Origin of the sequence: Salinivibrio sp. IB872, assembly GCF_001995345.1 — a bacterium.
In the GTDB taxonomy this organism is placed as follows: Bacteria; Pseudomonadota; Gammaproteobacteria; order Enterobacterales; family Vibrionaceae; genus Salinivibrio; species Salinivibrio proteolyticus.
Window position 1 is genome coordinate 34,182 of sequence record NZ_MUFO01000017.1, and the last position, 25,774, is coordinate 59,955.

Here is a 25,774-nt window from a genome sequence, read left to right on the forward strand (position 1 = left end):
GAATTAATCACCAACGATGGTGAGGAGCCAGGCACTCACCCAGCAGTGAGTAATAATAAGCGCGCATTTGATGTGGGCAGTACGTAAACACAACAGATTTCATGGATGATAGGAGCTAGCGCATGACGGAAGCTGTAGCGCTACAGGTTAAGTCACTCAAAAAAAGCTTTGGGCAGCACCAAGTGCTCAAAGGCATTTCTCTCGACGCCCACCGTGGCGACGTTATCTCTATTATTGGCTCTTCCGGATCCGGGAAAAGCACCTTTCTGCGTTGTATCAATTTACTTGAGACGCCTACCGGTGGCGAAATTTGGGTCAATGGTGAGTTGATCAAAATGAAAAACAATCGCGCTGGTGAGCCTGTTCCCGTCAGTGACAAACAAGTGCAACGCATTCGCTCGCGTCTTGCCATGGTCTTTCAAGGGTTCAATCTTTGGTCACACATGACGGTGATGCAAAACGTCATTGAAGCGCCTGTTCATGTATTGGGGGTGCCCAAGGCTGAAGCCATTGAACAAGCTGAGGCCTTGTTGCATCGCGTTGGATTGTATGAGCGGCGCGACTACTACCCAGGCCATTTATCCGGTGGTCAGCAACAGCGTGCCGCGATTGCGCGTGCACTCGCCGTCGAGCCAGAAGTTTTGCTGTTTGATGAGCCAACCTCCGCGCTGGATCCTGAGTTAGTCGGTGAGGTGCTGGGAGTGATGCGTTCACTGGCTGAAGAAGGACGCACCATGCTGGTGGTTACCCACGAGATGAGCTTTGCACGTGATGTCTCGAATCATGTGATGTTTTTACATCAAGGGTTGGTTGAGGAGCAGGGTGACCCGAAAGAGTTGTTTAATGCCCCGGAATCAGAACGCCTGAAGCAGTTTATCTCATCCATCTATTAATTAAATATATCAATAGCATAACCATGCAAATGGGCGTAGCCCGCACAACATCGTAATAACGACAGGAGAAAGGAAAATGAAAAAATGGCTAGTTGCCGCCGCCGTGATGGCCGCGGTTGGGTCAACCTCCGTAGCAGCCAAGGATTGGAAGGTCGTACGTTTTGGGATCGAAGGGGCGTACCCTCCCTTTAGTTGGACCACCAATGAAGGCGAGCTGAAAGGCTTTGATGTGGATATGGCGAATGCGCTGTGCGAAGAGATGCAAGCGAAGTGTAAAATCGTCGCTCAGGATTGGGATGGCATCATTCCTTCACTGTTAGCGCGTAAATACGATGCGATCATCGCGGCGATGTCTATCACCGAAGAGCGTAAAAAGAAAGTCGATTTCACCAACAAGTACGCCCTCATCCCGAACAAATTTGTGGCCGAAAAAGGCACGGATCTGACCTTTACCAAAGAGGGGTTAGATGGCGTTAAAATCGGTGTTCAGCGCGCAACCACCCATGATAAATATCTGACGGATAACTATGGCGATGCGGTCGATATCGTTCGCTATGGCACTTTCGATGAAGCTTACCTTGATTTGAAAGCAGGTCGTATCGAATCGATTCTTGGCGATGCGTCAGCACTGCAACAAGGCCTGCTTGATAAAGAAGGCGGTGATGCATTTGAGTTTATTGGTCCGTCATTAACCGATCCTGAGTGGTTTGGTGAAGGTTTTGGCATTGCGACACGCAAGCAAGACAAAGCGCTGACTGAGAAGCTTAACCAAGCGATCGATTCGTTACGCGAAAAAGGCGTGTATGACGAGATTGCAGCCAAGTACTTCGACTACGACGTATACGGCGAGTAATAGGCAGGCGGGCAGCATGAAAGTGCTGCCCGAATCATATGATTGATTTGAAAGGTTACGAGTGGTCCCTGCTCGAAGGTGCATGGGTGACCCTTCAGGTTGCGCTGCTCTCGTTAGGTCTTGCCATGTTGCTGGGTATGCTCGGGGCGTTGGCAAAACTGTCAAAATTTTCAACGTTGCGTGGTGTGGCCACCCTTTATACGACAGTGATCCGCGGTATCCCTGACCTTGTCTTGATGATGCTGATTTTTTATGGCGGACAAATGCTACTCAATAACAGCCTGTATGGGATGAATGAGTGGATTAATGAGTATATGGCAGGCCAGAACCCCAGCCATGAGTGGACGTCTTATTTGCCGGATTACGTCGATGTCAGCCCATTTATCGCCGGGATCCTAACCATCGGGTTTATCTTTGGCGCTTACATGGCGGAAACCTTCCGTGGCGCGATTATGGCGGTGGATTCAGGAGAGATGGAAGCGGCACGTGCCTATGGCATGAGCAGCAGTTTAGCGTTTCGCCGTATTCTTTTGCCGCAGATGATCCGTCACGCGTTACCCGGCTTCGGTAACAATTGGCTGGTGCTACTTAAAACCACCGCGCTGGTATCAATCATCGGTCTTGATGACATGGTACGCAAAGGGGCATTGGCAGCGGGATCCACCCAAATGCCATTTACTTTTTACTTTACCGTTGCACTGATTTTCTTGCTCTTCACCAGTATCTCGACCACGGGACTGCGCTGGATGGAGCGCCGCTTTAGTATTCACACGCGGTAGGTGACCATGGATTTTTCTCTTGTACTCGAAACCTGGCCGATATACTTAGACGGCCTTTGGACCACCGTATGGTTGGTCGCCTCTGCGTTGGTGATTGGCTTAGTGGTCGCGGTGCCGGTGGCGGTCGCGCGTAATGCACAATTCCCTTTATGGCGCTATCCCGCGTGGGCGTTTATTTATTTTTTCCGGGGTACACCGCTGTTAATTCAGTTGTATCTGATTTACTACGGCTTAAGTCAGGTAGTAAATGTTGAAGATACCTTGTGGCAGCATGCTTGGTTCTGCGCCTTGGTGGCCTTTGTGCTCAACACCGCCGCGTATACAGCGGAAATCATTCGTGGCGCGATTAATGGCCTTCCTAAAGGGGAAGTCGAGGCGGCGATCGCTTATGGCATGAGCCCTTATAAAGCCTTTTCGCGCATTGTATTGCCGAGTGCGATGCGTCGTGCGTTACCCGCGTACAGTAACGAAGTGGTGTTTATGCTACACGGCTCAGCGGTGGCTGGGATTATCACCATTGTCGATTTAACCGGTGCCGCTCGGATTGTTAACTCTCGCTACTATGCGCCGTTCGAGTCGTTTTTGACTGCGGGTGTGTTCTATATGGCGCTGACTTTTAGCATTCTTTGGATGTTCCGCCTAGCAGAGCGCCGCTTCCTACGTCATTTAAGGCCGCTTAGCTAATCGGCTCAATCTGCAATAAAAACGCCGCAGTGATCACCTGATCATCTGCGGCGTTTTTTTAACCAGCGCGTGTGCCTTGGGGCCTACTTAAAGGTTGCCCAAATCGGTGCGTGATCTGATGGCTTTTCAATCGCTCGGAGCTCGTAGTCAATGCCGGCATCAATACATTGGCTAGCTAGATCTGGGGTGGCCAAAATCACGTCAATACGCAGGCCGCGATTATCGTCAAAGCCGCGTGAGCGGTAGTCAAACCACGAGAACTGATCGTTCACGGTTGGATGCAGGGCACGGAAAGTGTCAACAAACCCCCAATCCATCAGAGTGCCCAGCCACTCACGCTCTTCGGGTAAGAAAGAGCACTTACCGGTGCGTAGCCAGCGTTTGGCGTTTTGCTCACCAATGCCGATGTCATCGTCTTTCGGGCTGATATTGATATCGCCCATCACCACCAACTGTTCACTGGGATCACGGCCAGCTAAATAGGTCATTAAGTCTTGATAAAACTTACGCTTGGCGGGGAATTTGGTTTCATGGCTACGGTTTTCCCCTTGCGGGAAGTAACCGTTGAGCACAGTAATTGGCTTGCCGTTTTCGTCTTCAAAGGTCGCCATGATCATCCGGCGTTGAGCGTCCTCGTCATCAGTAGGAAAGCCTTTTTGCACGCTGATAGGGGACTTTTTGCATAGCATTGCCACGCCATAATGAGCTTTTTGGCCATGAAAGTGCACTTCATAACCCATCGCTTCGACATCTGCGAGCGGGAAGGCGTCATCATGGACTTTGGTTTCTTGTAACCCGATCACGTCAGGTTGATGTTTTTCAATCAAGGCTTGCAATTGATGCAAACGAGCACGAATACCATTGATATTGAATGAAATGATTTTCACGTGTGAGGCTGCCTTTGTTGTCTTGTTAATAGCAAGACACTTTACCAGCTTCGTTCAATGAACGGAAAGGCGGCCTCTATTTCTACCGGTTATGGAAACGTGCGATATGCGCTAAGCGTTAGTGTGCGAGAGAAAACTCACCCAAGCATTCGCCTTGGCTAAAAATGGTGCCAAGCTCGGTGCAAGGATCAAACTGTAGCGTCGGTTGGGATAATGTCGGTAGGCGATGGAGCAAGTGCTTGAGGATAATATCCCCATTAAATTGATGAATCGCGACCTGCCAGTTGGCGAGGCTAGGAAGTGAAAAGTTAACTATCAATGGCGTTCCTTACTGTTTTATTTGTGTTGCTAGCGGTTTTCGTTTGTGTTTGCGCACGGCGTAAATGATACCAGTGACGCAGTCTGCCGTTAGTAGCGGCCATATTTTATCTCCGAGAGTTAAATGATTATTGCTCTGCCCCTCAGTGGTTATCCATCATGAGCTGCGCAAATGCGCCGGTCCCTTTGGAATGAGCGATCACCATCAATACAGTGATACTCACCAATGAGTGATAGCAAAAGGGGTGGTTAACGGGTTATCAATCTAGGAAAAAAGCGAAAGTGGATTGCTGCAGAGAGTCTATGCGGGAAATAGCGTGGTCTGTCTCGACTTTGACTTGATGTCTTTTGATGCTCCGTATCTAGAGCTTTGGTCACATTACAGTATTTTTGGGGGATGTAAAGGGTTTTTTAGATCGCAACGAGATAGCGATAGTGCTGTGTTTGTCATTCTAGCCACCGTTTTGTGCGTGATTTGACATATGGTTTTTCATATATATGATTTATCGTATATATTGAGAAGAGAAAATTCAGATGTGTCACACACTCACTTTTTACAAAGCTTTATCCGAGCCCACTCGGCTGACCTCTCTATTGCTACTCTCACAGCATGGTGAGTTATGCGTATGCGATTTGATGGAGGCGTTAGCCCTGAGTCAACCCAAGATTTCTCGACATTTGGCGGAGCTACGTAAACATGACTTTGTGATTGGAGAGCGTCGAGGAAAGTGGGTCTATTATCGGTTGCATCCAGCCTTACCTGAGTGGATGCGCGACATTTTACTGACCACGGTAAAACACAATCCTGCCATGTTGCCGCCTGTTGAACCAACGGCATTTAGTCAGACTTGCTGCGAGGAAAAACAATAATATGAACGATAACGAGCTCCCAAATATTACGGCTGATGCGTTTGATATTCCATCGGTTGATAAGCTTACGGTGCTGTCATCGACTCACCGCCCCCGTGTTTTACTGCTATATGGTTCCCTACGGCCGCGTTCATACAGTCGACTAGTGGTTGAAGAAGCCGCGCGTCTGTTGACCGCGATGGGGGCTGAGGCGCGCATTTATGATCCTAGCGGATTACCCGCGCCCGATAGTGTTGATCCTTCACATGAGAAAGTGGCGGAATTGCGCGAGCTGATGATGTGGTCTGAAGGGCAGGTTTGGTGTTCGCCTGAACGCCACGGTTCGATGACCAGTATCATGAAAAGCCAAATCGACTGGGTGCCTCTAAGTCTTGGGGCCGTGAGACCAACCCAAGGCAAAGTGCTCGCAGTGATGCAAGTATGTGGGGGCTCCCAATCATTCAATACGGTTAATCAGCTCCGTGTTCTCGGCCGCTGGATGCGTATGTTTACCATTCCTAACCAGTCATCGGTGCCCAAAGCCTATTTAGAGTTTGATGAACAAGGCCGGATGCTGCCATCGCCTTTTTATCAACGCATTGTTGATGTGATGGAAGAGCTTATGAAATTTACGATCTTACTTCGTGACAACAAAGATTATCTCGTTGATCGCTACTCTGAGCGCGTTGAGAGTGCCGATGAACTATCAGCACGTGTCAATCAACGTCAGATATAAAAAGGAAATATCGCGATGACTCAATCTGAAACCTGTGCACCGTCGGCCGCGCAAAAAATGGGATGGCTCGATCGGTATTTAACCGTGTGGATTTTTCTCGCCATGGCCATTGGGGTCAGTGTGGGATGGCTTTTTCCCGACGTTGCGACCCTCAGTGAGCGCTTATCGGTCGGGAGCACCAATGTGCCGCTGGCGATTGGCTTGATCTTAATGATGTATCCGCCACTGGCGAAAGTAAATTATCGCTTATTGGGATCGGTTACGCGCGATAAAAAAGCTATCACGTTGTCGCTGATCATGAACTGGATCGTGGGTCCTATTCTTATGTTCACACTGGCGGTGCTGTTTTTACGTGATGAGCCAGGGTATATGGCGGGAGTGATATTAATTGGCCTTGCACGCTGTATTGCCATGGTCTTGGTGTGGAACGACATCAGTGGTGGCAATAAAGAGTATGGCGCGGCCCTAGTGGCCCTGAATAGCTTATTTCAGATCCTGACCTACAGTGTGATGGCATGGCTATTTATCACCGTTTTACCTCCTATGCTGGGGTTACAAAGCTATGTGGTGGATGTGACCATGGGGGACATCGCGCAAAGTGTGCTGATTTATCTGGGTATCCCTTTTTTGGCGGGCTATCTATCACGTACCGTGCTGGTCGCTAAAAAAGGTGAACAATGGTACGAAGACGTCTTTTTACCACGTATTTCCCCGATAACGTTAATCGCTTTGTTGGCGACCATTGTGTTGATGTTTAGCCTAAAAGGGGAGGCGATTATTGCGTTGCCGCTTGACGTGTTACGTATCGCCGTACCCCTGGTAACTTACTTTGTGCTGATGTTCTTTATTAGCTTCTTTGTGGGTAAAAAACTGGGGATCCCGTATGACCGCAACGCGTCGATTGCGTTTACTTCATCTGGCAATAACTTTGAGTTAGCCATTGCGGTGGCGATAGCGGTGTTTGGTATTCACTCAGATCAAGCCTTTGCAGGGGTGATTGGGCCGCTGGTGGAAGTGCCTGTGTTGATTGCCTTGGTGAATGTCGCGCTAAGAATGAAGCGACGCTATACGACTTAATATGAAGCTTTTATGAATCCCTGTCTGTGAGGGTTGCATGCCGGCTTAGGTTTATTAATATACGCATATCCATATATGCATTTAGTGGAGTGTAGTGAGAGAGCCTWTGTTGCCTCATCAGTTTTTCAAATTATTGGCCGATGAAACGCGCGTGCGATGTTTACTGCTTATTGCCCGTGAAGGGCAGTTATGTGTGTGCGAGCTCACCGAAGCGCTGGACACCTCGCAGCCGAAGATCTCACGTCATTTGGCGCAACTGCGGGCCAGTGGTGTGTTGGTTGATACGCGCCAAGGGCAATGGGTGTTTTATCGCTTAGCCGCTGACTTACCCGGCTGGATGCGCAAACAAATTCAGGGGTTAGTTGATTCCAACTGCCTAAAAGACACTTATCAAGAAGATATCACGCGGCTGGCCAAAATGGCGTCACGCCCCACCTGCTGCGTGTAAAGGAGAAAGCAATGACAATTAAAGTCGGGATCAATGGGTTTGGCCGTATCGGTCGTTTGGCATTAAGGGCAGCATTTGATTGGCCAGAGCTCGAGTTTGTGCATATTAACGATGTGGCGGGAGATACCGAAACGCTGGCGCATCTGCTGGAGTTTGATTCGGTGCAAGGACGCTGGCATCACGCGGTGAGTGCGGAAGGCAACCGCGTACAGATTAACGGCCAAACATTAACGACAAGTCAAGAGAAAGCGATTGATGCAGTCGATTGGTCAGGATGTGATGTGGTGATTGAGGCAACAGGAAAACACCGTGACGCCGATTTGCTGCAACAATATTTGGACCAAGGCGTGAAGCGCGTAGTGGTGTCTGCACCGGTCAAAGATGAGCGTGTGGCGAATATCGTGGTGGGGGTGAATGACGCGATTTTTGATCCGAGCAAACATCGGATCGTTACCGCAGCGTCGTGTACCACGAACTGCTTGGCTCCGATTGTGAAAGTGATCCATGAAAAGCTGGGGATTGCGCAGTCGACCTTCACTACCATTCATGATTTAACCAATACCCAAACGATTTTAGACGCGCCGCATAAAGACTTACGTCGTGCCCGCGCATGCGGCATGAGTTTGATCCCGACCACCACAGGTTCGGCGACCGCTATCGTAGAAATTTTCCCGGATCTAAAAGGCAAGATTAATGGCCATGCGGTGCGTGTCCCCCTCGCTAATGCGTCGCTAACGGATGTGATCTTTGATGTGGAAACTGATACCACCGCCGACGAGGTGAACGCACTGTTGCAAGAAGCCGCGGATGGCGAGCTCAAGGGCATTCTTGGCTTTGAGGCGCGTCCTTTAGTCTCGATAGATTACCGTGGTGATCAGCGCTCCACCATTGTCGATGGTTTATCCACCATGGTGGTGGGTAAGCGTATGGTCAAAATCTATGCGTGGTATGACAACGAAATGGGCTACGCCACGCGCACCGCTGAGTTAGTGCGCAACGTCGGTCTTGTCGATCAGTAAGTGATGCTTGTTAACGCTGGCGGTGCATACAGTGCATCGCCTTTATTTACCGCTTTTATCAAACCTAAATAGACGGCCATCATGTTTGCTCAATTAAGCCAATCTGTGCGCCAGTACATGCTGGTTACCTTTAACTATTGGAACTTCACCATCACCGACGGCGCATTGCGCATGTTGGTGGTGCTGTACTTTTATGACTTAGGCTACGGCACCTTAGAAATTGCCTCGCTGTTTTTGTTTTACGAATTCTTTGGGGTAGTGACCAATCTTGTCGGCGGCTGGTTAGGGGCTCGATTAGGGCTTAACCGCACCATGAATATTGGCCTAGGCATGCAAATTGTGGCGCTTACTATGCTGGCGGTACCCGCGGCGTGGCTCACCATTCCCTGGGTGATGGCGGCACAAGCGCTATCTGGGATTGCGAAAGATCTCAATAAAATGAGTGCGAAAAGTGCGATCAAAACCCTGGTGCCCGATAATGCACAGGGGGCGCTGTTTAAGTGGATTGCGATCCTCACCGGCTCTAAGAACGCGCTCAAAGGGGCAGGCTTTTTTGTCGGTGGCGCACTGCTGTCTTTCATTGGCTTTCAATACGCGGTGGCAGCCATGGCCGGTGTGCTGACGGTGGTCTTTATTGGCAGTGTAGTGTCACTAAAAGCGGATTTAGGTAAAGCCAAAAGTAAGCCTAAGTTTTCAGAAATATTTTCCAAGTCGCGCAGCGTCAATATCCTCTCAGCGGCACGCATGTTTCTCTTTGGTGCGCGAGACGTGTGGTTTGTCGTCGCCTTACCGATTTATTTAGGCAGCACATTCGGCTGGAGCCATAGTATGGTCGGTGGCTTTCTTGCGCTATGGGTGATTGCTTACGGCGTGGTGCAAGGGATTGCGCCGAAAATTACCGGGCGCCAAGCTGGCCATTCGCCGGGCGGTAAAGCGGCGTTAGGTTGGGCAGGTTTATTGGCAGTGGTGACAGGTGTTATTGCTTACGCAATTGGCGAACAGTGGTATCCGCAAGGAGTGATTATCGTTGGACTCATGGTATTCGGGGCGATATTTGCGATTAACTCGTCACTGCATTCCTACTTGATTGTCAGCTACGCCAAAGGCGACGGCGTGTCGCTGGATGTAGGATTTTATTATATGGCGAACGCCATGGGTCGCTTAATTGGCACCGTGTTATCCGGTTGGGTTTTCCAAGTATGGGGATTGGCGGCATGCCTTTGGGTGTCGTTTGGATTTCTTACCGTAACCACGGTGATTTCGCTAGGGTTACCGAACCGTCAACCACAGCCTTTGCCGCCTTCGTCATAACCGCAGAATGGATAAATGCCACCCAGCAGGCTGGGTGGCATTTTGATTACCATTTAAACACGGTACTGAGGCGACGCAGCTCTTCACCGACGGATGCCAAGTCTTGGCTGGCTACCGAGGTTTGCTCAGAGGCTTGTGAGGTTTGATCGGCCACATCTTGAATGGTATTCATGCGTTGGCTGACATCTTCCGCCGCGTGCCCTTGCTCTTTGACGGCTTGTGCGATTTGGGTGTTCATTTCCGTGATATTGCTAATTTCTGCTGAAATAGACTCAAGCGCTTCACGAACTTGTTCGGTTTGCTCGACCACTTCTCCGACTTGTTGCTTACTTTTCACCATTTCACTCACGGCGGATTCGGCACCTGCTTTAAGGGTCTCGATCATTTTTTCGATCTCGACGGTCGATTCTTGGGTTTTCTGAGCCAGTGAACGGACTTCATCCGCCACTACTGCAAAGCCACGACCTTGCTCACCCGCGCGGGCGGCTTCGATGGCGGCATTGAGTGCGAGTAAGTTGGTTTGATCCGAAATCCCCTTGATCACATCCAAGATAGACGCGATGTTCTCACTGTCGTCTTTTACTGTGTTAATGACTGACTCGGACTGTCCAATGGCTTCCGCTAAGGTCGAAATACCGGCGACTGTGGTGCTTACTAACGCATTACCGCGTTGCGCTTGATCGTTCGCCTGATGGGCGGAGTCCGAAGTTGCCTCTGCTTTATGCGCCACCTCTTGAGCTGAGGCGCTCATTTGTGTTGCTGCTGCGGCCACCTGTTCAATATCCTGCTTCTGCGTCTTCACACCGTGGGAGGTTTCGTTGGTCAGCGAAGATAATTCCTCTGACGAATTGGCGATGCGGGTAATGTTGTCCGACATATCGCCAATCATGGTTTTTAGACGGGTAGACATGGTGGAAATGGATCCGAGCAGCTCACCAATTTCATCTTTCCTATCGGTCGCAATGTTGACGCTTAAATCGCCATTGGCAATTTTCTGACTTGCTGCCACTGCGCGCTGTAAAGGCGGCACGATCATGGCGGTCATCAGCCAAGAGACGCCGATACCGATTGCAATGGCGACGCTAGCAAGCACGATATTCGTGAACAGCATGCTTTGCTTATTTGTAGCGAGTTTTTGTTTGCCGATGTCACGGCCTTTCTCCGCAAGATCTTCTACCGCTCTCGCTTTGGTTAACATGGTATCGTTAATTGCTCGGCGTTGTTGATATGCACTGACGTAGGTTTGGAATGCGTTGCGGTAGGATGCGATGCCTTGTCGAACGGCTGACGTGTCTATTTCATCTGGAAGGGTATCGATCAGCTTATCCATGTCAGCTAGCTTTTGGTTAACGGCTTCCGTGAATTGCGCATCGCTGGATAGTATATAGTTCTTCTCGGCGCGCCGAGACTCTAGCATCCATTTAATTAAGCGATTCGCTTCATCGGCAATTTTTAACGTATCAATGATCACTTCCGGCGAGCGCCCTTGGGCAAGATAACGATTGACGCGATCCTTTTGCGTTTGACGAATGCCTATAAGCGCTTGCTCAATCCGCCGAGCTTGATCGCGCATCCCCGTTTCCGCTTGCGCGAGTTTATCATACTGGGCCACATACTGATCCATCGCCGCTTGGTACGCTTTATTTTCAGTCATGATTTGCGAGAGCAGCGTTTTCGTTTGTTGATCACTGACTTTGGCAGTTGTAGTGGTCGCTTGCTGATTGATGGTATCGGTGAGTTGTTTAATTTCCGCCACGTAGCTGTTATCGCGGCGCAAAATAAAATTCTTTTCGGTAATCCGTACTTCTTTTATGTATTTTACTATTCGATTGAGATCATCAGCTGCCGACACTTCATTATTGAGCTGAGCCACGCCGGTGACAGCGTTCAGCGTCACTAATGCGGTTAATAACACCAAAATACCAAATGCGATCATCAGCTTAAGCCGCACTTTAAGGTTATACATCCATTTCATTGGGCGCCTATTCAGTTGAGGTGGGACTTATTCAATATAGTGGAATTTTACTAACTGACATGTTTTCACCCTTAGGCGTCACTATGGTGCGTGCCTTGGCGTATGATTTTTCGGTGGCCTCGTACTCCTTTCATTCTGCGACGATCAGCCACTTGAACAGCTTTTTCGAATAACTCCAACAAGTTGAATGGCCGACTTTCTCGTTGTGGCTTTTTATACTGCAAAGAGAAAAAGGAGGACGTATGGGAAAACTGATCGATGGTGTGTGGCACGATGTGTGGTATGACACCCAATCATCCGGCGGCCGATTTATCCGTGAAGACGCTGGGTTTCGTCATTGGATAACGCCTGATGGAGATGCAGGGTCCAGCGGGAGCGAGGGCTTTAAAGCAGAATCAGGACGTTATCATCTCTATGTCTCTTTGGCATGCCCGTGGGCGCATCGGACCCTGATTATGCGTCATCTCAAAGGGCTTGAATCCCATATCGACGTGACTGTTGTCGCGCCCGAAATGTTAGAGCATGGCTGGACGTTTTCCGAGCCCGAGCCATTGTATGGGTTCCATTATGCTCATCAGCTCTATACCCACGCGAAGCCGGATTACACGGGGCGAGTCACCGTGCCGATTTTATGGGATAAGCAAACCCAGACCATTGTGAGTAATGAATCGGCCGATATTATTCGGATGTTTAATTCGGCCTTTAATAATATTACGGGGAATGATGACGATTATTACCCAGACAACCTGCGTGCAGCGATTGATCAGTGGAATGAATTTGTTTACCCCAACGTGAACAACGGCGTGTATAAATGTGGCTTTGCCACCGAACAAGCGGCTTATGAAGACGCCTTTGATAAGTTATTTACTGCCTTGACGGTATTAGACGATCATTTAAGTCGTCACCGTTACCTTGCCGGAAATCAGATCACAGAAGCCGATTGGCGTTTGTTCACCACCTTAATTCGTTTTGATCCTGTCTACGTGGGCCACTTTAAATGTAACAAGCAACGTATTGCCGATTACTGCAATTTGTTCTGCTACATGAAAGAGCTGTTTCAAGTGCCAGGGGTGGCTGAGACCGTCGATATGCAGCACATCAAAACCCATTACTATTACAGCCACGGGAATATCAATCTAACCCGAATTGTACCGAAAGGACCGGAGCAAGATTTATGGTCGCCGCATGGGCGGGCATCACTAACAAGTGGGAAATGATAGGGCAGTTAACGACACAACAACGAAAAAGGGCCAGCAGATGCTGGCCCTTAAAGATGGTGGTGGAGGAAGGATTCGAACCTTCGAAGGCTGAGCCGTCAGATTTACAGTCTGATCCCTTTGACCGCTCGGGAACTCCACCGGAGTCTTACTTTGTAAAGTGGTGGTGGGAGAAGGATTCGAACCTTCGAAGGCTGAGCCGTCAGATTTACAGTCTGATCCCTTTGACCGCTCGGGAATCCCACCACGGGGTGTTGCTTTGTAAAAGTGGTGGTGGAGGAAGGATTCGAACCTTCGAAGGCTGAGCCGTCAGATTTACAGTCTGATCCCTTTGACCGCTCGGGAACTCCACCACGGAGTCTTGCTTTGTAAAAGTGGTGGTGGGAGAAGGATTCGAACCTTCGAAGGCTGAGCCGTCAGATTTACAGTCTGATCCCTTTGACCGCTCGGGAATCCCACCACGCGAACGGGGCGAATATTATCAAACCGATTGGTGCTGTAAAGGATTTTCTTGATCCCGTGTAGCGGTTGATGTTTTTTTCAACGCTTTACGGCGTTTTTAACCGCCAACATCGAATTTTATGCGTTTTTTGAAACCGTTGCTTATTGCCGCAGTCTTATGCCCAGTTTCGATGATGTGTGGGAGATCATAATCCTGCATATCGCTGATAGATAAATCAAAAAGGAATTATACATTCTGATCGAATCTCATATTTGGATGTAATAAGTATAAAAAATAGCGTCTTTACAATTCTTTAAGGACAAAACAAAGCAGATCAGTACACTGGTGCTATTCAAATTATAAGGTGTGATGCAATGAAAAAAGGGATGCTATTGGGCGCCGTGATATTGGCCGGCGTTGCGTTCTGGTTATGGAGTGGGTCGGGGCCCACGAACGAAGATACGGCAACCTCCGCTCCAAGCGCGCGCGCTGTGGATGTGATGACAGCGGAAGTGGAAACCAGACCGATTGCGCCGTCGTTATCTTTGGTGGGGAATGTCAAAGCCCACCAACAGATTAATATCGAATCGGAAGTGTCGGCGCGCATTGAAACTGTTCACGTTAAGCCGGGCGAAACCGTGCAAAAAGGGGCGCCGTTGGTAACCTTTAATCGCGCCAAAGCTCAAGCCGCGGTGCTGGAAGCGTCGGCTTACCTCAATGACGAGCAGCGCAAGCTAAAAGAGTATACCAAGCTGGCGCAGCGTGGTGCGTTAACGCAAACCGAGTTGGATGCACAGCAAGCGAGTGTCAATATCGCCAAGGCGCGTTTGCAATCGGCGCAATCTGATTTAGATGATCACCGTTTAATTGCGCCTTTTTCGGGTCGCATTGGTTTGTTTGATTTAAGTGTCGGGCAGCGCGTCGATGTGGGCGAGTCGCTCTTTAGTCTCGATAATCTTTCGCAGATGAACCTTGATATTCAAGTACCAGAACAATATATCGGGTTGCTGTACCCCAATATGCCAGTGGCGGTCACGTCGCAAGCCTATCCCGATGAGGCCTTTACCGGCACGGTGAGTGTGGTGGACTCTCGGGTGGATAAAGACGCGCTATCAGTCAGTGTGCGCGTCGCGCTAGATAATCCTGAACGCCAATTGCAGCCCGGTATGCTGATGGAGGCAAAACTGACTTTGCCTGAGCAGCAAGCGGTGATAGTGCCTGTGCAAGCTCTGCAATATTCCGGCACACGACGTTATGTTTTCCGGATTGATGATGAAGGCATTGCTCATCGTACTGAAATCACCCTTGGCGCGCGGATTGATAACCAAGTGGTGGTAAGTAAAGGACTTGAACCGGGCCAAAACATCGTCGTACAAGGCCTGGTGAATATGCGCGATGGTGCACAAGTGTCGGTATTGAATGCGGAAGCGCGTAAAAACCAAGCTGATGATCAAAGTCGTGTGACTGAGACCGTTTCTGAGACGGAGGCCAGCTAATGTGGTTGTCTGATGTCTCGGTAAAACGGCCAGTGATGGCGATTGTGTTGAGTTTGCTGTTATGTGTTTTCGGGGCGGTTTCTTTCTCGACCTTATCAGTGCGTGAGATGCCGGATATTGATAGCCCTGTGGTGAGTATTTCCACGCGCTACTCAGGCGCGTCGGCGAGTATTATGGAAAGCCAAGTCACGCAATTGATTGAAGATGAGCTCTCCGGCATTAGCGGTATTGAAGAGATCACCTCGGTTAGTCGCAATGGCTCATCACGGATCACGGTGGAGTTCAAACTCGATCATCCGCTGACCGAAGGGGTGAGTGATGTGCGTGATGCCGTGGCACGCGCACAAGGAGGACTGCCCGATGATGCCAATGATCCGATTGTGTACAAAGACAACGGCACCGGCGAAGCGGCGGTTTATATCAACCTGGCCTCGTCAGAAATGGACCGTAACCAACTGACGGAATATGCCCAACGTACTCTCGAAGACAGATTCAGTTTGATCTCAGGCGTGAGCTCGGTCGATTTATACGGCGCGCTGTATAAAGTGATGTATGTCAAACTGAATCCGACCCAAATGGCGGGGCACGGTGTTACCACTCAAGATATTCTTGATGCATTGCGGGATGAAAACTTAGAAAGTCCGGGCGGGGAAATCCGCAATGACGTGATGACCATGCCAGTGCGTAGCGATCGGTTATACCGTGATGCGGAGGACTTTAAACAACTGGTGGTGCGCACTACGGCGAATGGCACTGCGATTTATCTGTCGGATGTGGCGGAGGTGGCAATTGGTTCACGCAATGAAGATGCCACCTACAAAAACAATGGTATCAATAATTTAAGTTTGGCGCTGATCCCACAATCCGATGCCAACCCGCTCGACATATCCGCACGGGCACATAAGCTTGTCGATGAAATGCAGGCCTTCCTGCCCGAAGGCACGCGCCTTTGGGTTGATTACGACACCACGGTGTTTATTGATCGCTCGATTGAAGAGGTATACAGCACCCTGTTTATCACTGGGGCATTGGTGGTGTTAGTGCTGTATATTTTTATTGGTCAAGCGCGCGCCACTTTGATCCCAGCAGTGACTGTGCCTGTGTCCTTGATATCCGCCTTTATCGTTGCCTCGGCGATGGGCTTTTCCATCAACCTGCTGACTTTAATGGCGCTCATTCTCGCGATTGGTCTGGTGGTGGATGATGCCATCGTGGTGGTCGAAAATATCTTCCACCACTTACAGCAAGGCGATCCACCTTTGGTGGCCGCTTACCGTGGCGCACGGGAGGTGGGTTTTGCGGTGATTGCCACCACGGCGGTGTTGGTGATGGTGTTCCTCCCCATTACCTACATGGATGGCATGATTGGTAAGCTGTTCACCGAGTTTGCCGTGATGCTTGCCGTCACTGTGCTCTGTTCGTCCCTCATTGCGTTAACGCTCACGCCGGTGCTTGGCAGTAAATTACTGCGCTTAAATGTGGCATCGACTCCCGTAAACCGTGTTATCACTCGTGGGTTCGATGTGCTTGAAGGCCACTATCGCCGTGCGTTGGGGCATGTACTGCGCTGGCGTTGGGTGGCACCTGTGGTCATTCTGCTTTGTATTGGTGGTAGTGGTGTGTTGATGCAGCACTTACCATCGCAATTGGTGCCACAAGAAGATCGTGGGGTGTTGCTGGCATTTGTCCGTGGTGCGGAAGGCACGGCGTATAACCGTATGGTGGGTAACATCGAGCAAATTGAGCAGCGTTTAATGCCCTTGGTCGAGGCGGGGACCTTGAGCTCGGTCAGCGTACAGACACCGGCGTTTGGCGGTCGAGCCGGCGATCAAACGGGCTTTGTGATCATGCTATTGCCGGATTGGGATGAGCGTGATCGCTCTGCACAGGATATCTTGGCGGAAGTCCGTCAGGTGTTAAATGGTGTGCCAGACGTGCAAGTGTTTCCGTTTGCGCCTGGCTTTGGTGGGGGGAGTTCAGAGCCCGTGCAGTTTGTATTGAGTGGCCCAGACTATCCTGAGCTTCACCGCTGGGCGGAAAAACTGGGCGAAATGGGTCGTGAGGCGGGCATGATTGATAGCCCAGATTATGACTACAACCAAACTACCCCTGAGCTAGTGGTTAAAGTGGATCGTCGTCGCGCCTCTGAACTCGGCATTTCGGTGCGGGATGTGTCCGATACGTTAGAGGTGATGCTTGGCGGCCGTGCCCAGACCAGTTATGTGGATCGCGGTGAAGAGTACGATGTATATGTGCGCGGCGATGAAAAGGCCTTTAGCAGTAAAGGTGATCTCAGTCGTATTTATATGCGCAGTCGTAGCGGTRAGTTGGTTTCGCTCGATGCGGTAACCACGGTGGAGGAAACAGCGTCCGCGCAGCGTTTAAGCCATACCAACAAGCAAAAATCGATCACCTTATCGGCGCATTTAGGCGAGGGAGTGACGCTGGGCCAAGCACTGGATTATCTGGATAGGGTCGCGGCTGAGAATCTACCGGCCGATATCTCGGTGGGCTATTCAGGGGAGTCGAAAGATTTTCGTGACAACCAAACCAGTGTGCTGGTGGTATTTGGTTTAGCGCTCTTGGTGTCGTACTTGGTGTTAGCGGCGCAATTTGAAAGCTTTATCAACCCCTTGGTGGTGATGTTGACGGTGCCCATGGGGATGCTGGGCGGCTTTTTAGGCCTATGGCTTACCAACCAAGGGATCAATATTTACAGCCAAATTGGTCTGATTATGCTGATTGGGATGGTAACGAAAAACGGTATCTTGATCGTGGAGTTTGCCAACCAATTGCGTGACCGTGGTATTGCGTTTGAAAAAGCGATTATCGATGCGTCAGTCCGTCGTTTGCGGCCGATTCTGATGACGGCGTTTACCACTTTGGCAGGGATGATCCCACTGATCCTCTCCACTGGCGCGGGAGCGGAAAGTCGTATCGCGGTTGGGACGGTGATCTTCACCGGCATGGCCTTTGCGACCTTTGTCACCTTGCTGGTGATCCCGGCGATGTATCGTCTGCTCTCTATTCATACTCACTCGCCTGAGTATGTGGCGCAGCAGTTGGATAAAGCGCTCGCGGTGGAAACTGTGCATCGGGCCAGTCATGGTGAGTTTGATACCCACCCGCATGATGAGCCGCATAAATAACCGCTGTTGTATTCTCGATACAAAAACCGCCTCTTCATAGTGAGGCGGTTTTTTATTTCTTGTCGCTGCCTGTGAGTGCCCGCTATTAGGCGTTTTCGGCTTGTTTGCGTCGCAGTGCTGCTTGTACGTCCGCTTGGTTGGAGAGGTAGTCATCTAAGCCACGCTGACGCAAGTGGCAGGCTGGACACTCACCACAGCCAGTGCCTTTAATGCCGTTATAACAGGTTAGGGTGTGGTCGCGCACAAAATCGAGAGCGTGATACTGGTCGGCCAGTGCCCACGTTTCAGCTTTATTCAGCCACATCAATGGTGTGACTAAGGCGAGTTTTCTGTCCATGCCGCGCTCAAGGGCCTGCTGCATTGATTGAATAAAATCGTTACGACAATCTGGATAGCCAGAAAAGTCGGTTTCGCAGACACCGGTGATCACCGCCTCAGCGCCAATTTGATAGGCGTAAATGCCTGCCAAAGTCAAAAACAAGATATTACGACCCGGCACAAAGGAATTGGGCAGGCCGTTTTCGTTCAGTGCATTGGAAACAGGAATATTGTCGCGTGTGAGCGAGCTAATCGCCAATTCATTGAGCAAACCAACATCCAGTACCTTGTGCGCACTGACGTTGCGGTTTGCAGCAATCTCACGGGCAACATCAATTTCTTGCTTGTGGCGCTGGTTATAGTCGAAAGTGAGGCAATGCACTTCGTCGTACTCTGCCTGCGCTTGAATCAAACAGGTGGTTGAATCCTGTCCTCCGCTAAATACCACAACGGCTTTTTTCATCGGTTTGTCCTTTGGCGGTGCTACTTACCCAGTGTTACACAGAGCACGGATGGTACCCCTGTGCGGTATCGACAGCAAGCCAGACGCGATGATGCAATCCGTTAGTCGGCACGCAATTTGCCTCCTCTTTGTTTGCTAAGCTACGCCTTGATGGTTGATTTATAAAGGACATTCACAAGTTATGGACGTACTTGAACCGCAAGCAATCCCCCGCCTGTGCCGCACGCCTATCTCGGGTATTTTTGTCAGAGTATGTCACCCTGAGCACATAGACGCCGCCTTGATGCGAGAAAGTAAAGACAGACCGAACGGTCGGTATAATCGTCAGGGTGAAAGTGCGCTGTATTTGACTGAGAGTGTAGAGAGTGCGCGCGTGGCAATGCAAAAGTACGCCAGCCAGATCACAACGCCACGCGTGCTTGTGCGGTATCAGGTTGACCCCTGTGAGCTGGTGGATTTGCGTCATCCTGAACTTCAGCAATACAAAGCCTTATCCAGCATTGATTGGCAAGCCGCCTTAGCAAAAGGCGAATCACCATCCAGTTGGTGGGTGGCCGATACGCTGAGAAGTGGTAATGAAATTGGCTTAATTGACCCGTCGCGAAAAGATCCCAGCACTTGGCATATCACCTTGTTTCGCTGGAACGCCCCAGGCGCGCCGTCCGTGACCAGAGTGGGCGAGCCGGAAGAGATTAGTTTGAAATGACGATCGCTGATAAGGCGAATCAAAAAACTTTTTCAGTGATACTTAAGTGCTACAATACTGATACTTTAATACCACTATCCGGGCGAGCGATGAAAGTAGAACTTGTGACCACACTGAAGCGTCAGGCAACCAAAATTTTGTCTGAATTGAAGGCGAATAAAGAGCCAGTTTTGATCACCGAACATGGTAAGCCTTCAGCGTACTTATTAAGTGTGGATGATTACGAATTAATGCAGAGCCGTCTTGCTATCTTAGAAGGGATCGCGCGTGGCGAGCGCGCCATTACCGAAGAGAAGCTTTTGAGTCATCATGATGCCAAGGAACAAATGTCCAAATGGCTCAAATAGTTTGGACTGAGCCTGCGTTGGCGGATCTGAATGACGTTGCTGAATATATTGCACTGGACAACATGATTGCAGCGAAAGCACTAGTGCAAGCGGCCTTTACCGCAGTGGAGCGGTTAGTGCTTTTTCCTGATTCTGGTCGGGTGCCACCTGAGCTACCGCACTTGAATTACCGAGAGGTGGTGGTAAACCCTTGTCGTATTTTCTATAAGCAAGAAGAAGACACGGTGTTTATCTTATTTGTCATGCGTTCAGAGCAGGATCTACGTAAGTTCTTACTATCGCGTTAAATCTGTCATTACACTCAAAAATCTCTATTGATTACTGACTGCGCGTCAGGCAACGCGCAGTGCTTGTCTCTATGCTTACTATTTCGCCACAAAGGCTTTTAACCCTTCGAGCGTCTCGGCTGGGATAGGGCAGCTTTTACCGGTTTTAAAATCGCAATAGACAATCAAGGCCTCGCCCTCGGCCACACAGCGTTCTTGATTGTGACTGTAGATTTCATACTTCATCGCATAGCGCTTTTCTTGAATATCTTCCACCCAAGCCACGGTGGTGATGGTATCTGGATACACCAAAGGGGCGCGATAATCGCAGCGGGTTGAGGCGACCACGGGGCCTACATGCACCCGTTTGGCTAGCTCGAACACTTCCAGTTTTTCAAGCATCACCACGCGTACATCTTCAAAGTAGCGAAAATACACGGTGTTATTGATATGTTGCAGGGCATCCATGTCATTCCAAACAATCGCCTGCGTATGAGAGAGCGGGTAGTTTTCTACTGGGATATTTGCCACAAGACAATCCTCCTTAATTGTGTGCCTTGATTGCACACCAAGCACAATGACAAGACAAGCCGCGCAAAGGTAAATACGGAGCTTGGTCTAACAATTACGCAACAAAATACATGAGGCGACAAAGCGGTTATCAAGAGTGTGGCGCTAATTGGTTAATGTGACACCAATCAGACTCTGGTATGATACGCCCCCTTTTTGGCCGTGCTTGGGCGCGGCATGATTTACTTTTGCTGTGGATACGACTTTGACTGATATCGCTTTTTCCTCGCTCGCGTTACCTGCTGATTTACTCGATAACTTGGCAACCTTGGGTTATACGCAGATGACGCCCATTCAGGCGCAGAGCTTACCGTCTGTGCTCAGTGGCAAAGACATTATTGCCCAAGCTAAAACTGGCTCGGGGAAAACGGCGGCATTTAGCTTAGGTGTGTTAGCCAAACTGAACGTAAAACGCTTTCGCGTGCAATCTTTGGTGCTGTGTCCAACCCGTGAGCTGGCCGAGCAAGTGGCGGTTGAGATGCGTAAGTTGGCGCGTGGTCGCCATAATGTCAAAGTGCTGACGCTGTGTGGTGGTGTATCGATTGGCCCACAAATTGGCTCATTGGAGCATGGTGCACACATTATTGTCGGCACTCCAGGGCGTGTGGATGACCATTTACGCAAAGGCACCTTGCGCCTTGATGATGTTGAGACCTTGGTGTTGGATGAAGCCGATCAGATGCTGGATATGGGCTTCCAAGATACCTTGGATGCCATCATTGCGCGTGTTCCTGCTCATCGCCAAACCTTGTTATTTAGCGCCACTTTCCCGCGCTCGATCAATGCGATTTCCCAGCGAGTGCTGAGCCACCCTGTCTCCGTTAAAGTGGATGAGGTGCAAACGCAAAGTACAATCACGCAACACGTTTATAAAGTCGATGATAACAAGCAGCGTTACCAAGCGTTAAAGCTACTGTTATTACACTTTCAGCCGCAAAGCTGTGTGGTGTTCTGTACGACCAAAGCTCAAACACAACAAGTTTGCGATAACCTAGAAGATGATGGTTTTAGCGCCGTTGCCTTGCATGGCGATATTGAACAGCGTGGCCGTGAGCGCACCTTGGTAAAATTTGCCAACAAAAGTGCGTCTGTGCTGGTGGCCACTGATGTGGCTGCGCGCGGCTTAGACATTGATGACATGGATATGGTGATCAACTATCAACTCGCCCACGATCCGCAAACTCATGTACACCGTGTCGGCCGTACCGGTCGCGCTGGCAAAAAAGGGGTGGCGTGTTCGCTATATAACGATGCTGAGCACTATAAATTGGCGATGATTGGCGATCAATATGATCGTGATTTTCTCCCCGAAGCCCTGCCGCCGCAGCATTTGCTCGACACTGCGCCTTACCAGCCTGAGATGACAACCTTGATGATTGACTCAGGTAAAAAGCAAAAAGTACGCGCGGGTGATATTTTGGGCGCGCTGACGGGCCAAGCGGGCATTGATGGTAAGCAGGTCGGCAAAATCAATGTACTCGACAATGTGGCGTTTATTGCCGTGTCACAATCCTGCGTTAAAGCCGCATTGCGTAAACTCAATGATGGAAAAGTTAAAGGTCGCACTATTCGCGCCCGCCGGATTTAGTTTGTAAGGACATATCAAAGATATAACCAAGGAATAAGCATGACGAACAAGGATGTTGTTCTCGCGTTTTGGGAAGCCATGCAACGAAATGACTTCTCAAAAGCGAGTGAGTACTTCAGTGATGACTATCAATGCTTCTGGCCTCAGTCAGGAGAATTGATCGTTGGGCGCGATGACTTTGTCGCACTAAACACGGCCTATCCTGCAAATGGTCTTTGGACATTCTCCGTTTACTCTTGTATCGCTGAAGGCGATAGGGTGGTGACAGATGTTGGAGTGACTGATGGTGTCGTAAACGATCGAGTCATTACTTTTCATACACTGAAGGCTGGCCGTATCACGTATCAACAAGAGTTTTGGCCTGACGACATGCCAGCACCTGAATGGCGATCCAATTGGGTGAGGCGTGTTGGCAATGAATAGACAAAACCTAGCTCAAATGGGTGAGGCGTCGGTCTATCGTTCAATGTATCAAGGTCGGGCTTGTATCACCAAAACTCATGCAACGTCAGTTGAGCGGGACTTTTACCTATCCGTTGCGCCTTATATCAACGAAGTCGGTGTGAACACACCTGCCTTGTTCGAGGTGAGTGAGAAGATTCTCTGTATGGAATGGATTCCACATGCGGTTTCGATAGAAGAACTTGCACAAGACACCAATACGTTTGAGCAATTAGCTCGCCTACATGGTATCGAGCTATCCATTCAACCACACTTCAAACACCACCAATGGTCTTTACCGCAAACTCAATCCGCGCTTGAACAGCTCAGCCTAACACCCGAGCTTGAAAGTATGCTGTATCAGTTACAACAGCGCAGCGATGTATTGTTCACGCCCCGTTGTGTACTCTCTGGTGATACTAATCCGGGCAATTGGGGAAGACGTGAAGACGGTACATTAGTGCTGTTTGATTGGGAGCGCTTTGGGCAAGGTTCACCAGCGATTGATTTAGCTCCTTTGGTCGCGGGAATGGGAGATAAATCAGCCTATCAAGCGATTATCGCTCGTTACAAAGCAGCAAATCCGAGTGTGGATAGTCATTCACTGTTTGTTGAGCTTGTCTTGGCAAAAGCATGGATAGTTATAGAGGTCGTGAACCTATTGACCCAGCGTGGCACACCCAATCGAGACCGCTATTTGAATTGGTATAATTCAGTCTTACCGCAGTGGTTGCCTCACGCTTTCAGATGGGCATCACTTGCGGAGTCCCTACGTTAATCTACTCTATTTCAATCGCTTAATGATAAGCGCTGCATCATACCCCGTTGGTATTGTGCGTGTTGGCATGGAGTCACAGATGAAAAAATATTTTGAGAACTTAGCCAAAGCTTTGCTCGGCCAGCCATTTGGTAGCCTTAGTTCGGGAGAACAGAAAGTTATTGAAAGCATTGCCAATAACACGGCAGTGTCTGAGAACGTCAACAAGTCCTTCCACGAAAGTCTGACCACTGGGCAAATGGTGGCGGACAAAATTGCCTCATTTGGTGGCTCTTGGTCATTTATCGGGCTTTTCTTCGCATTCATCATTGGCTGGATTGTCGTGAATACGGTTTGGTTAGTGGGAGACGCGTCATTCGATCCCTATCCCTTTATTTTGCTGAACCTTGGGTTATCCAGTCTGGCGGCTTTCCAAGCGCCGATCATCATGATGTCGCAAAACCGCCAAGCGGCAAAAGATAGGATGGAGCAAAAAGCCACCTACGAAATCAATCTAAAACTCGAGCTTGAGCTAATGCGCCTGCACGACAAGTTTGATGCCCTGCAGGCGCGGATAGATAAAGATACGGACTAGTGTATTAATACTCTTTTGTGCGTTTGATCAATCTGTTGCGTGCTCGGTCGCTTGAGTTGTACTGCTTTTCTTACCTCGTTTCTTATCCCAGACGGCGATAAAGACAGGCAGTAACAAAGCGAGTAGTGCTAACAGCATGATGGTAAGTGTTAGTGGCCTTTCCCATAGGAAAGCATAGCTACCATCGGTCAGTGTCAGTGTACGGCTAAGATTTTTCTCCAATATATCGCCTAGGATAAACCCTAAAAGCATGGAAGCCATTGGAAAGTCCAGCAGTTTCAAAAAAGTGGCGATGATAGTGATGACGACCATCATTTGGATATCGAAGGCGTTAAAACTGACTAGGTAAACGCCCGTAATGGAGAAAAACAATATCAATGGGATTAAAATGGGGCGCGGGATCACCAACAGACGTGAGATGTAAGGGATCAGCGGTAGGTTGAGAATTAACAAAACCAGATTACCGAAGTACATCGAGATAATCACGGACCAGAACACATCAGGATTGTCGATAAAAAGACGTGGCCCTGGCTGAATGCCATAAGCGATTAGTGCCCCGAGCATAATGGCGGTTGTGCCGGATCCAGGAATACCAAGCGTCAGTAAAGGAACAAATGATCCTGTCGATGCGGCATTGTTAGCAGACTCTGGGGCGGCAAGCCCACGCAATGCTCCGCGTCCAAATTTTTCTTTAATTGCTTTAGGCGCAAAGTTCCGTTCCATACCATAACTTAAAAAGGCGGCAATCGTTGCGCCTGCGCCGGGTAATACGCCAACAAGAAAGCCAAAAAAGGATGAGCGACCGACGCTCGGGGCGACGTGTTTTATTTCTTCTTTGCTTAGCTTCATGCTGCCGAGTGAGGTCATATCGATCTGCGCGTCTTTTTCTTTGTGTTCCCCCCTCAGCACTGTCATCACAACTTCCGTTAATGCAAAGGTTGCCATTGCCAGTAATAAGAAGCTGATTCCATCGATTAAATCGACATTTCCAAAGGTAAACCGTGGGCTGCCTGACATCACATCAATACCAACCGTCGCGATCATCAGGCCAAAGATAGTCATCATCATGGCTTTAAGCACTCGCCCTTTACCGGAAAACGCAGCCACAGCCGTGAGCCCCAGCACCATAAGTGCAAAGTAGTCACTGGATTGAAAACTTAAAGAGACTTTTGCTAGTGCAGGTGCAGCAAACAGTAAGATGATGGCGCCGATCGTGCCACCGGTGAAAGAGGAATAGGCGGCAAGCGCCAAGGCTTTTCCTGCTTGTTTTTGTTGTGCTAATGGATAACCGTCAAACGCGGTCACAACGGTACTAGCACATCCCGGAGCGTTGATAAGAATGGAAGATGTGGAGCCACCAAACACGGCACCGTAGTAAACGCCAGCCATCAGAATAATACCGGATGATGGGTCGAGCCCGTAAGTTATGGGGATCATTAGAGCAATCGCTGAAATGGGGCCGAGTCCGGGTAACATCCCAATAAAGGTGCCGGCAAAGCAGCCAACAATCACCATGAGTAAGTTGAAGGGCATGATAGCAGTACCAAGCCCAGACAAAATTCCATCAAACATCGCTTACCCTCCTTGTGC

The 25,774-nt window shown here is 49.6% G+C and carries 26 protein-coding genes and 4 tRNA genes; 20 read left to right on the top strand and 10 right to left on the bottom strand.

Features of this window, described 5'->3' with window-relative positions; translation table 11 throughout:
* Positions 1-122: 122 nt before the first annotated feature.
* The 4 genes from BZJ18_RS08985 (at position 123) to BZJ18_RS09000 (ending at position 3,209) form a co-directional block, all read left to right on the top strand.
* Entirely contained in the window at positions 123-893 is a 771-nt protein-coding gene (locus BZJ18_RS08985; RefSeq protein ID WP_069589359.1) for an ABC transporter ATP-binding protein, read from the top strand.
* Positions 894-969: 76 nt separating this feature from the next.
* Complete coding sequence (locus BZJ18_RS08990; RefSeq protein WP_069589361.1) at positions 970-1,746, top strand: ABC transporter substrate-binding protein; 777 nt, start codon at positions 970-972, stop codon at positions 1,744-1,746.
* A 38-nt stretch (positions 1,747-1,784) separates the two neighbouring features.
* Positions 1,785-2,525 (top strand): ABC transporter permease, encoded by a 741-nt coding sequence (locus BZJ18_RS08995; protein ID WP_077456185.1) that lies wholly within the window; start codon positions 1,785-1,787, stop codon positions 2,523-2,525.
* Between the two features lie 6 nt (positions 2,526-2,531).
* Positions 2,532-3,209, top strand: a complete 678-nt coding sequence (locus BZJ18_RS09000; RefSeq protein WP_077456186.1) for an ABC transporter permease — start codon at positions 2,532-2,534, stop codon at positions 3,207-3,209.
* Positions 3,210-3,292: 83 nt separating this feature from the next.
* Here the strand turns inward: BZJ18_RS09000 and xthA are convergent, their stop codons facing one another.
* Positions 3,293-4,096: an exodeoxyribonuclease III gene (xthA, locus tag BZJ18_RS09005; RefSeq protein ID WP_077456187.1), complete on the bottom strand. Its 804-nt coding sequence runs from the start codon at positions 4,094-4,096 to the stop codon at positions 3,293-3,295.
* A 118-nt stretch (positions 4,097-4,214) separates the two neighbouring features.
* Positions 4,215-4,415, bottom strand: coding sequence for a hypothetical protein (locus tag BZJ18_RS09010; RefSeq protein ID WP_077456188.1), 201 nt, complete (start codon positions 4,413-4,415; stop codon positions 4,215-4,217).
* Positions 4,416-4,948: 533 nt separating this feature from the next.
* Between BZJ18_RS09010 and BZJ18_RS09015 the strand changes: the two genes are divergently transcribed.
* The 6 genes from BZJ18_RS09015 (at position 4,949) to arsJ (ending at position 9,854) form a co-directional block, all read left to right on the top strand.
* On the top strand, positions 4,949-5,284 hold the full coding sequence (locus BZJ18_RS09015) for a metalloregulator ArsR/SmtB family transcription factor (protein ID WP_077456189.1): 336 nt from the start codon (positions 4,949-4,951) through the stop codon (positions 5,282-5,284).
* Between the two features lies 1 nt (position 5,285).
* Positions 5,286-5,999, top strand: coding sequence for an arsenical resistance protein ArsH (gene arsH, locus BZJ18_RS09020; protein WP_077456190.1), 714 nt, complete (start codon positions 5,286-5,288; stop codon positions 5,997-5,999).
* A gap of 15 nt (positions 6,000-6,014) precedes the next feature.
* On the top strand, positions 6,015-7,076 hold the full coding sequence (gene arsB / locus BZJ18_RS09025; RefSeq protein WP_077456191.1) for an ACR3 family arsenite efflux transporter: 1,062 nt from the start codon (positions 6,015-6,017) through the stop codon (positions 7,074-7,076).
* Positions 7,077-7,182: 106 nt separating this feature from the next.
* A complete protein-coding gene (locus BZJ18_RS09030) occupies positions 7,183-7,524 on the top strand; it encodes a metalloregulator ArsR/SmtB family transcription factor (protein ID WP_021024015.1) in 342 nt (113 codons plus the stop codon).
* Between the two features lie 11 nt (positions 7,525-7,535).
* Positions 7,536-8,543, top strand: coding sequence for an ArsJ-associated glyceraldehyde-3-phosphate dehydrogenase (locus BZJ18_RS09035; protein ID WP_077456192.1), 1,008 nt, complete (start codon positions 7,536-7,538; stop codon positions 8,541-8,543).
* 81 nt (positions 8,544-8,624) lie between these two features.
* A complete protein-coding gene (arsJ, locus tag BZJ18_RS09040) occupies positions 8,625-9,854 on the top strand; it encodes an organoarsenical effux MFS transporter ArsJ (protein WP_077456193.1) in 1,230 nt (409 codons plus the stop codon).
* A 46-nt stretch (positions 9,855-9,900) separates the two neighbouring features.
* Here the strand turns inward: arsJ and BZJ18_RS09045 are convergent, their stop codons facing one another.
* A complete protein-coding gene (locus BZJ18_RS09045) occupies positions 9,901-11,829 on the bottom strand; it encodes a methyl-accepting chemotaxis protein (RefSeq protein WP_077456194.1) in 1,929 nt (642 codons plus the stop codon).
* A 242-nt stretch (positions 11,830-12,071) separates the two neighbouring features.
* On the opposite strand from BZJ18_RS09045, the gene BZJ18_RS09050 reads away from it, so the two are divergent.
* Positions 12,072-13,046, top strand: coding sequence for a glutathione S-transferase family protein (locus BZJ18_RS09050; protein WP_077456195.1), 975 nt, complete (start codon positions 12,072-12,074; stop codon positions 13,044-13,046).
* 57 nt (positions 13,047-13,103) lie between these two features.
* Here the strand turns inward: BZJ18_RS09050 and BZJ18_RS09055 are convergent.
* The 4 genes from BZJ18_RS09055 to BZJ18_RS09070 form a co-directional block, all read right to left on the bottom strand.
* Positions 13,104-13,188: transfer RNA gene (locus tag BZJ18_RS09055), tRNA-Tyr, on the bottom strand.
* Positions 13,189-13,207: 19 nt separating this feature from the next.
* A tRNA-Tyr gene (locus BZJ18_RS09060) sits at positions 13,208-13,292 on the bottom strand.
* A gap of 22 nt (positions 13,293-13,314) precedes the next feature.
* Positions 13,315-13,399 (bottom strand) — tRNA-Tyr (locus tag BZJ18_RS09065).
* 22 nt (positions 13,400-13,421) lie between these two features.
* Positions 13,422-13,506, bottom strand: a tRNA-Tyr gene (locus BZJ18_RS09070).
* Positions 13,507-13,862: 356 nt separating this feature from the next.
* Here BZJ18_RS09070 and BZJ18_RS09075 point away from each other — a divergent pair.
* Complete coding sequence (locus tag BZJ18_RS09075; protein ID WP_077456196.1) at positions 13,863-14,984, top strand: efflux RND transporter periplasmic adaptor subunit; 1,122 nt, start codon at positions 13,863-13,865, stop codon at positions 14,982-14,984.
* A complete protein-coding gene (locus BZJ18_RS09080) occupies positions 14,984-18,133 on the top strand; it encodes a multidrug efflux RND transporter permease subunit (RefSeq protein WP_077456197.1) in 3,150 nt (1,049 codons plus the stop codon). Before BZJ18_RS09075 ends, BZJ18_RS09080 begins: the two co-directional genes overlap by 1 nt.
* Positions 18,134-18,218: 85 nt before the next feature.
* Here BZJ18_RS09080 and queC read toward each other — a convergent pair whose 3' ends face one another.
* Complete coding sequence (gene queC / locus BZJ18_RS09085) at positions 18,219-18,914, bottom strand: 7-cyano-7-deazaguanine synthase QueC (RefSeq protein ID WP_077456198.1); 696 nt, start codon at positions 18,912-18,914, stop codon at positions 18,219-18,221.
* A 181-nt stretch (positions 18,915-19,095) separates the two neighbouring features.
* Here queC and BZJ18_RS09090 point away from each other — a divergent pair, with 181 nt between their 5' ends.
* From BZJ18_RS09090 to BZJ18_RS09100, 3 genes are all read left to right on the top strand, one after another.
* Complete coding sequence (locus BZJ18_RS09090) at positions 19,096-19,620, top strand: RES family NAD+ phosphorylase (protein ID WP_077456199.1); 525 nt, start codon at positions 19,096-19,098, stop codon at positions 19,618-19,620.
* Positions 19,621-19,709: 89 nt separating this feature from the next.
* Complete coding sequence (locus BZJ18_RS09095) at positions 19,710-19,967, top strand: type II toxin-antitoxin system Phd/YefM family antitoxin (protein WP_077456206.1); 258 nt, start codon at positions 19,710-19,712, stop codon at positions 19,965-19,967.
* The gene (locus BZJ18_RS09100; RefSeq protein ID WP_077456200.1) at positions 19,955-20,254 is read left to right on the top strand and encodes a type II toxin-antitoxin system RelE/ParE family toxin; all 300 of its coding nucleotides are present in this window, start codon (positions 19,955-19,957) and stop codon (positions 20,252-20,254) included. The genes BZJ18_RS09095 and BZJ18_RS09100 overlap by 13 nt, the downstream gene beginning before the upstream one ends.
* A gap of 78 nt (positions 20,255-20,332) precedes the next feature.
* Here the strand turns inward: BZJ18_RS09100 and BZJ18_RS09105 are convergent, their stop codons facing one another.
* Positions 20,333-20,764, bottom strand: coding sequence for an acyl-CoA thioesterase (locus tag BZJ18_RS09105; RefSeq protein WP_241824943.1), 432 nt, complete (start codon positions 20,762-20,764; stop codon positions 20,333-20,335).
* A 244-nt stretch (positions 20,765-21,008) separates the two neighbouring features.
* Between BZJ18_RS09105 and dbpA the strand changes: the two genes are divergently transcribed.
* The 4 genes from dbpA (at position 21,009) to BZJ18_RS09125 (ending at position 24,184) form a co-directional block, all read left to right on the top strand.
* Positions 21,009-22,391, top strand: a complete 1,383-nt coding sequence (gene dbpA, locus BZJ18_RS09110; RefSeq protein WP_077456208.1) for an ATP-dependent RNA helicase DbpA — start codon at positions 21,009-21,011, stop codon at positions 22,389-22,391.
* A 39-nt stretch (positions 22,392-22,430) separates the two neighbouring features.
* Positions 22,431-22,814, top strand: coding sequence for a nuclear transport factor 2 family protein (locus tag BZJ18_RS09115; protein ID WP_077456201.1), 384 nt, complete (start codon positions 22,431-22,433; stop codon positions 22,812-22,814).
* The gene (locus tag BZJ18_RS09120) at positions 22,807-23,610 is read left to right on the top strand and encodes a phosphotransferase (protein ID WP_077456202.1); all 804 of its coding nucleotides are present in this window, start codon (positions 22,807-22,809) and stop codon (positions 23,608-23,610) included. The genes BZJ18_RS09115 and BZJ18_RS09120 overlap by 8 nt, the downstream gene beginning before the upstream one ends.
* 79 nt (positions 23,611-23,689) lie before the next feature.
* The gene (locus BZJ18_RS09125; RefSeq protein WP_077456203.1) at positions 23,690-24,184 is read left to right on the top strand and encodes a DUF1003 domain-containing protein; all 495 of its coding nucleotides are present in this window, start codon (positions 23,690-23,692) and stop codon (positions 24,182-24,184) included.
* A 27-nt stretch (positions 24,185-24,211) separates the two neighbouring features.
* Here the strand turns inward: BZJ18_RS09125 and BZJ18_RS09130 are convergent, their stop codons facing one another.
* On the bottom strand, positions 24,212-25,756 hold the full coding sequence (locus tag BZJ18_RS09130; protein ID WP_077456204.1) for a tripartite tricarboxylate transporter permease: 1,545 nt from the start codon (positions 25,754-25,756) through the stop codon (positions 24,212-24,214).
* Positions 25,757-25,774: the final 18 nt, after the last annotated feature.

Bases quoted from the DNA above. Each gene is read 5' to 3' on its own strand.
- BZJ18_RS08985 (WP_069589359.1), top strand. From the start codon at position 123: ATGACGGAAGCTGTAGCGCTACAGGTTAAGTCACTCAAAAAAAGCTTT.
- BZJ18_RS08990 (WP_069589361.1), top strand. From the start codon at position 970: ATGAAAAAATGGCTAGTTGCCGCCGCCGTGATGGCCGCGGTTGGGTCA.
- BZJ18_RS08995 (WP_077456185.1), top strand. From the start codon at position 1,785: ATGATTGATTTGAAAGGTTACGAGTGGTCCCTGCTCGAAGGTGCATGG.
- BZJ18_RS09000 (WP_077456186.1), top strand. From the start codon at position 2,532: ATGGATTTTTCTCTTGTACTCGAAACCTGGCCGATATACTTAGACGGC.
- BZJ18_RS09015 (WP_077456189.1), top strand. From the start codon at position 4,949: ATGTGTCACACACTCACTTTTTACAAAGCTTTATCCGAGCCCACTCGG.
- arsH (WP_077456190.1), top strand. From the start codon at position 5,286: ATGAACGATAACGAGCTCCCAAATATTACGGCTGATGCGTTTGATATT.
- arsB (WP_077456191.1), top strand. From the start codon at position 6,015: ATGACTCAATCTGAAACCTGTGCACCGTCGGCCGCGCAAAAAATGGGA.
- BZJ18_RS09035 (WP_077456192.1), top strand. From the start codon at position 7,536: ATGACAATTAAAGTCGGGATCAATGGGTTTGGCCGTATCGGTCGTTTG.
- arsJ (WP_077456193.1), top strand. From the start codon at position 8,625: ATGTTTGCTCAATTAAGCCAATCTGTGCGCCAGTACATGCTGGTTACC.
- BZJ18_RS09045 (WP_077456194.1), bottom strand. From the start codon at position 11,829: ATGAAATGGATGTATAACCTTAAAGTGCGGCTTAAGCTGATGATCGCA.
- BZJ18_RS09050 (WP_077456195.1), top strand. From the start codon at position 12,072: ATGGGAAAACTGATCGATGGTGTGTGGCACGATGTGTGGTATGACACC.
- BZJ18_RS09075 (WP_077456196.1), top strand. From the start codon at position 13,863: ATGAAAAAAGGGATGCTATTGGGCGCCGTGATATTGGCCGGCGTTGCG.
- queC (WP_077456198.1), bottom strand. From the start codon at position 18,914: ATGAAAAAAGCCGTTGTGGTATTTAGCGGAGGACAGGATTCAACCACC.
- BZJ18_RS09090 (WP_077456199.1), top strand. From the start codon at position 19,096: ATGGACGTACTTGAACCGCAAGCAATCCCCCGCCTGTGCCGCACGCCT.
- BZJ18_RS09095 (WP_077456206.1), top strand. From the start codon at position 19,710: ATGAAAGTAGAACTTGTGACCACACTGAAGCGTCAGGCAACCAAAATT.
- BZJ18_RS09100 (WP_077456200.1), top strand. From the start codon at position 19,955: ATGGCTCAAATAGTTTGGACTGAGCCTGCGTTGGCGGATCTGAATGAC.
- BZJ18_RS09115 (WP_077456201.1), top strand. From the start codon at position 22,431: ATGACGAACAAGGATGTTGTTCTCGCGTTTTGGGAAGCCATGCAACGA.
- BZJ18_RS09120 (WP_077456202.1), top strand. From the start codon at position 22,807: ATGAATAGACAAAACCTAGCTCAAATGGGTGAGGCGTCGGTCTATCGT.
- BZJ18_RS09125 (WP_077456203.1), top strand. From the start codon at position 23,690: ATGAAAAAATATTTTGAGAACTTAGCCAAAGCTTTGCTCGGCCAGCCA.
- BZJ18_RS09130 (WP_077456204.1), bottom strand. From the start codon at position 25,756: ATGTTTGATGGAATTTTGTCTGGGCTTGGTACTGCTATCATGCCCTTC.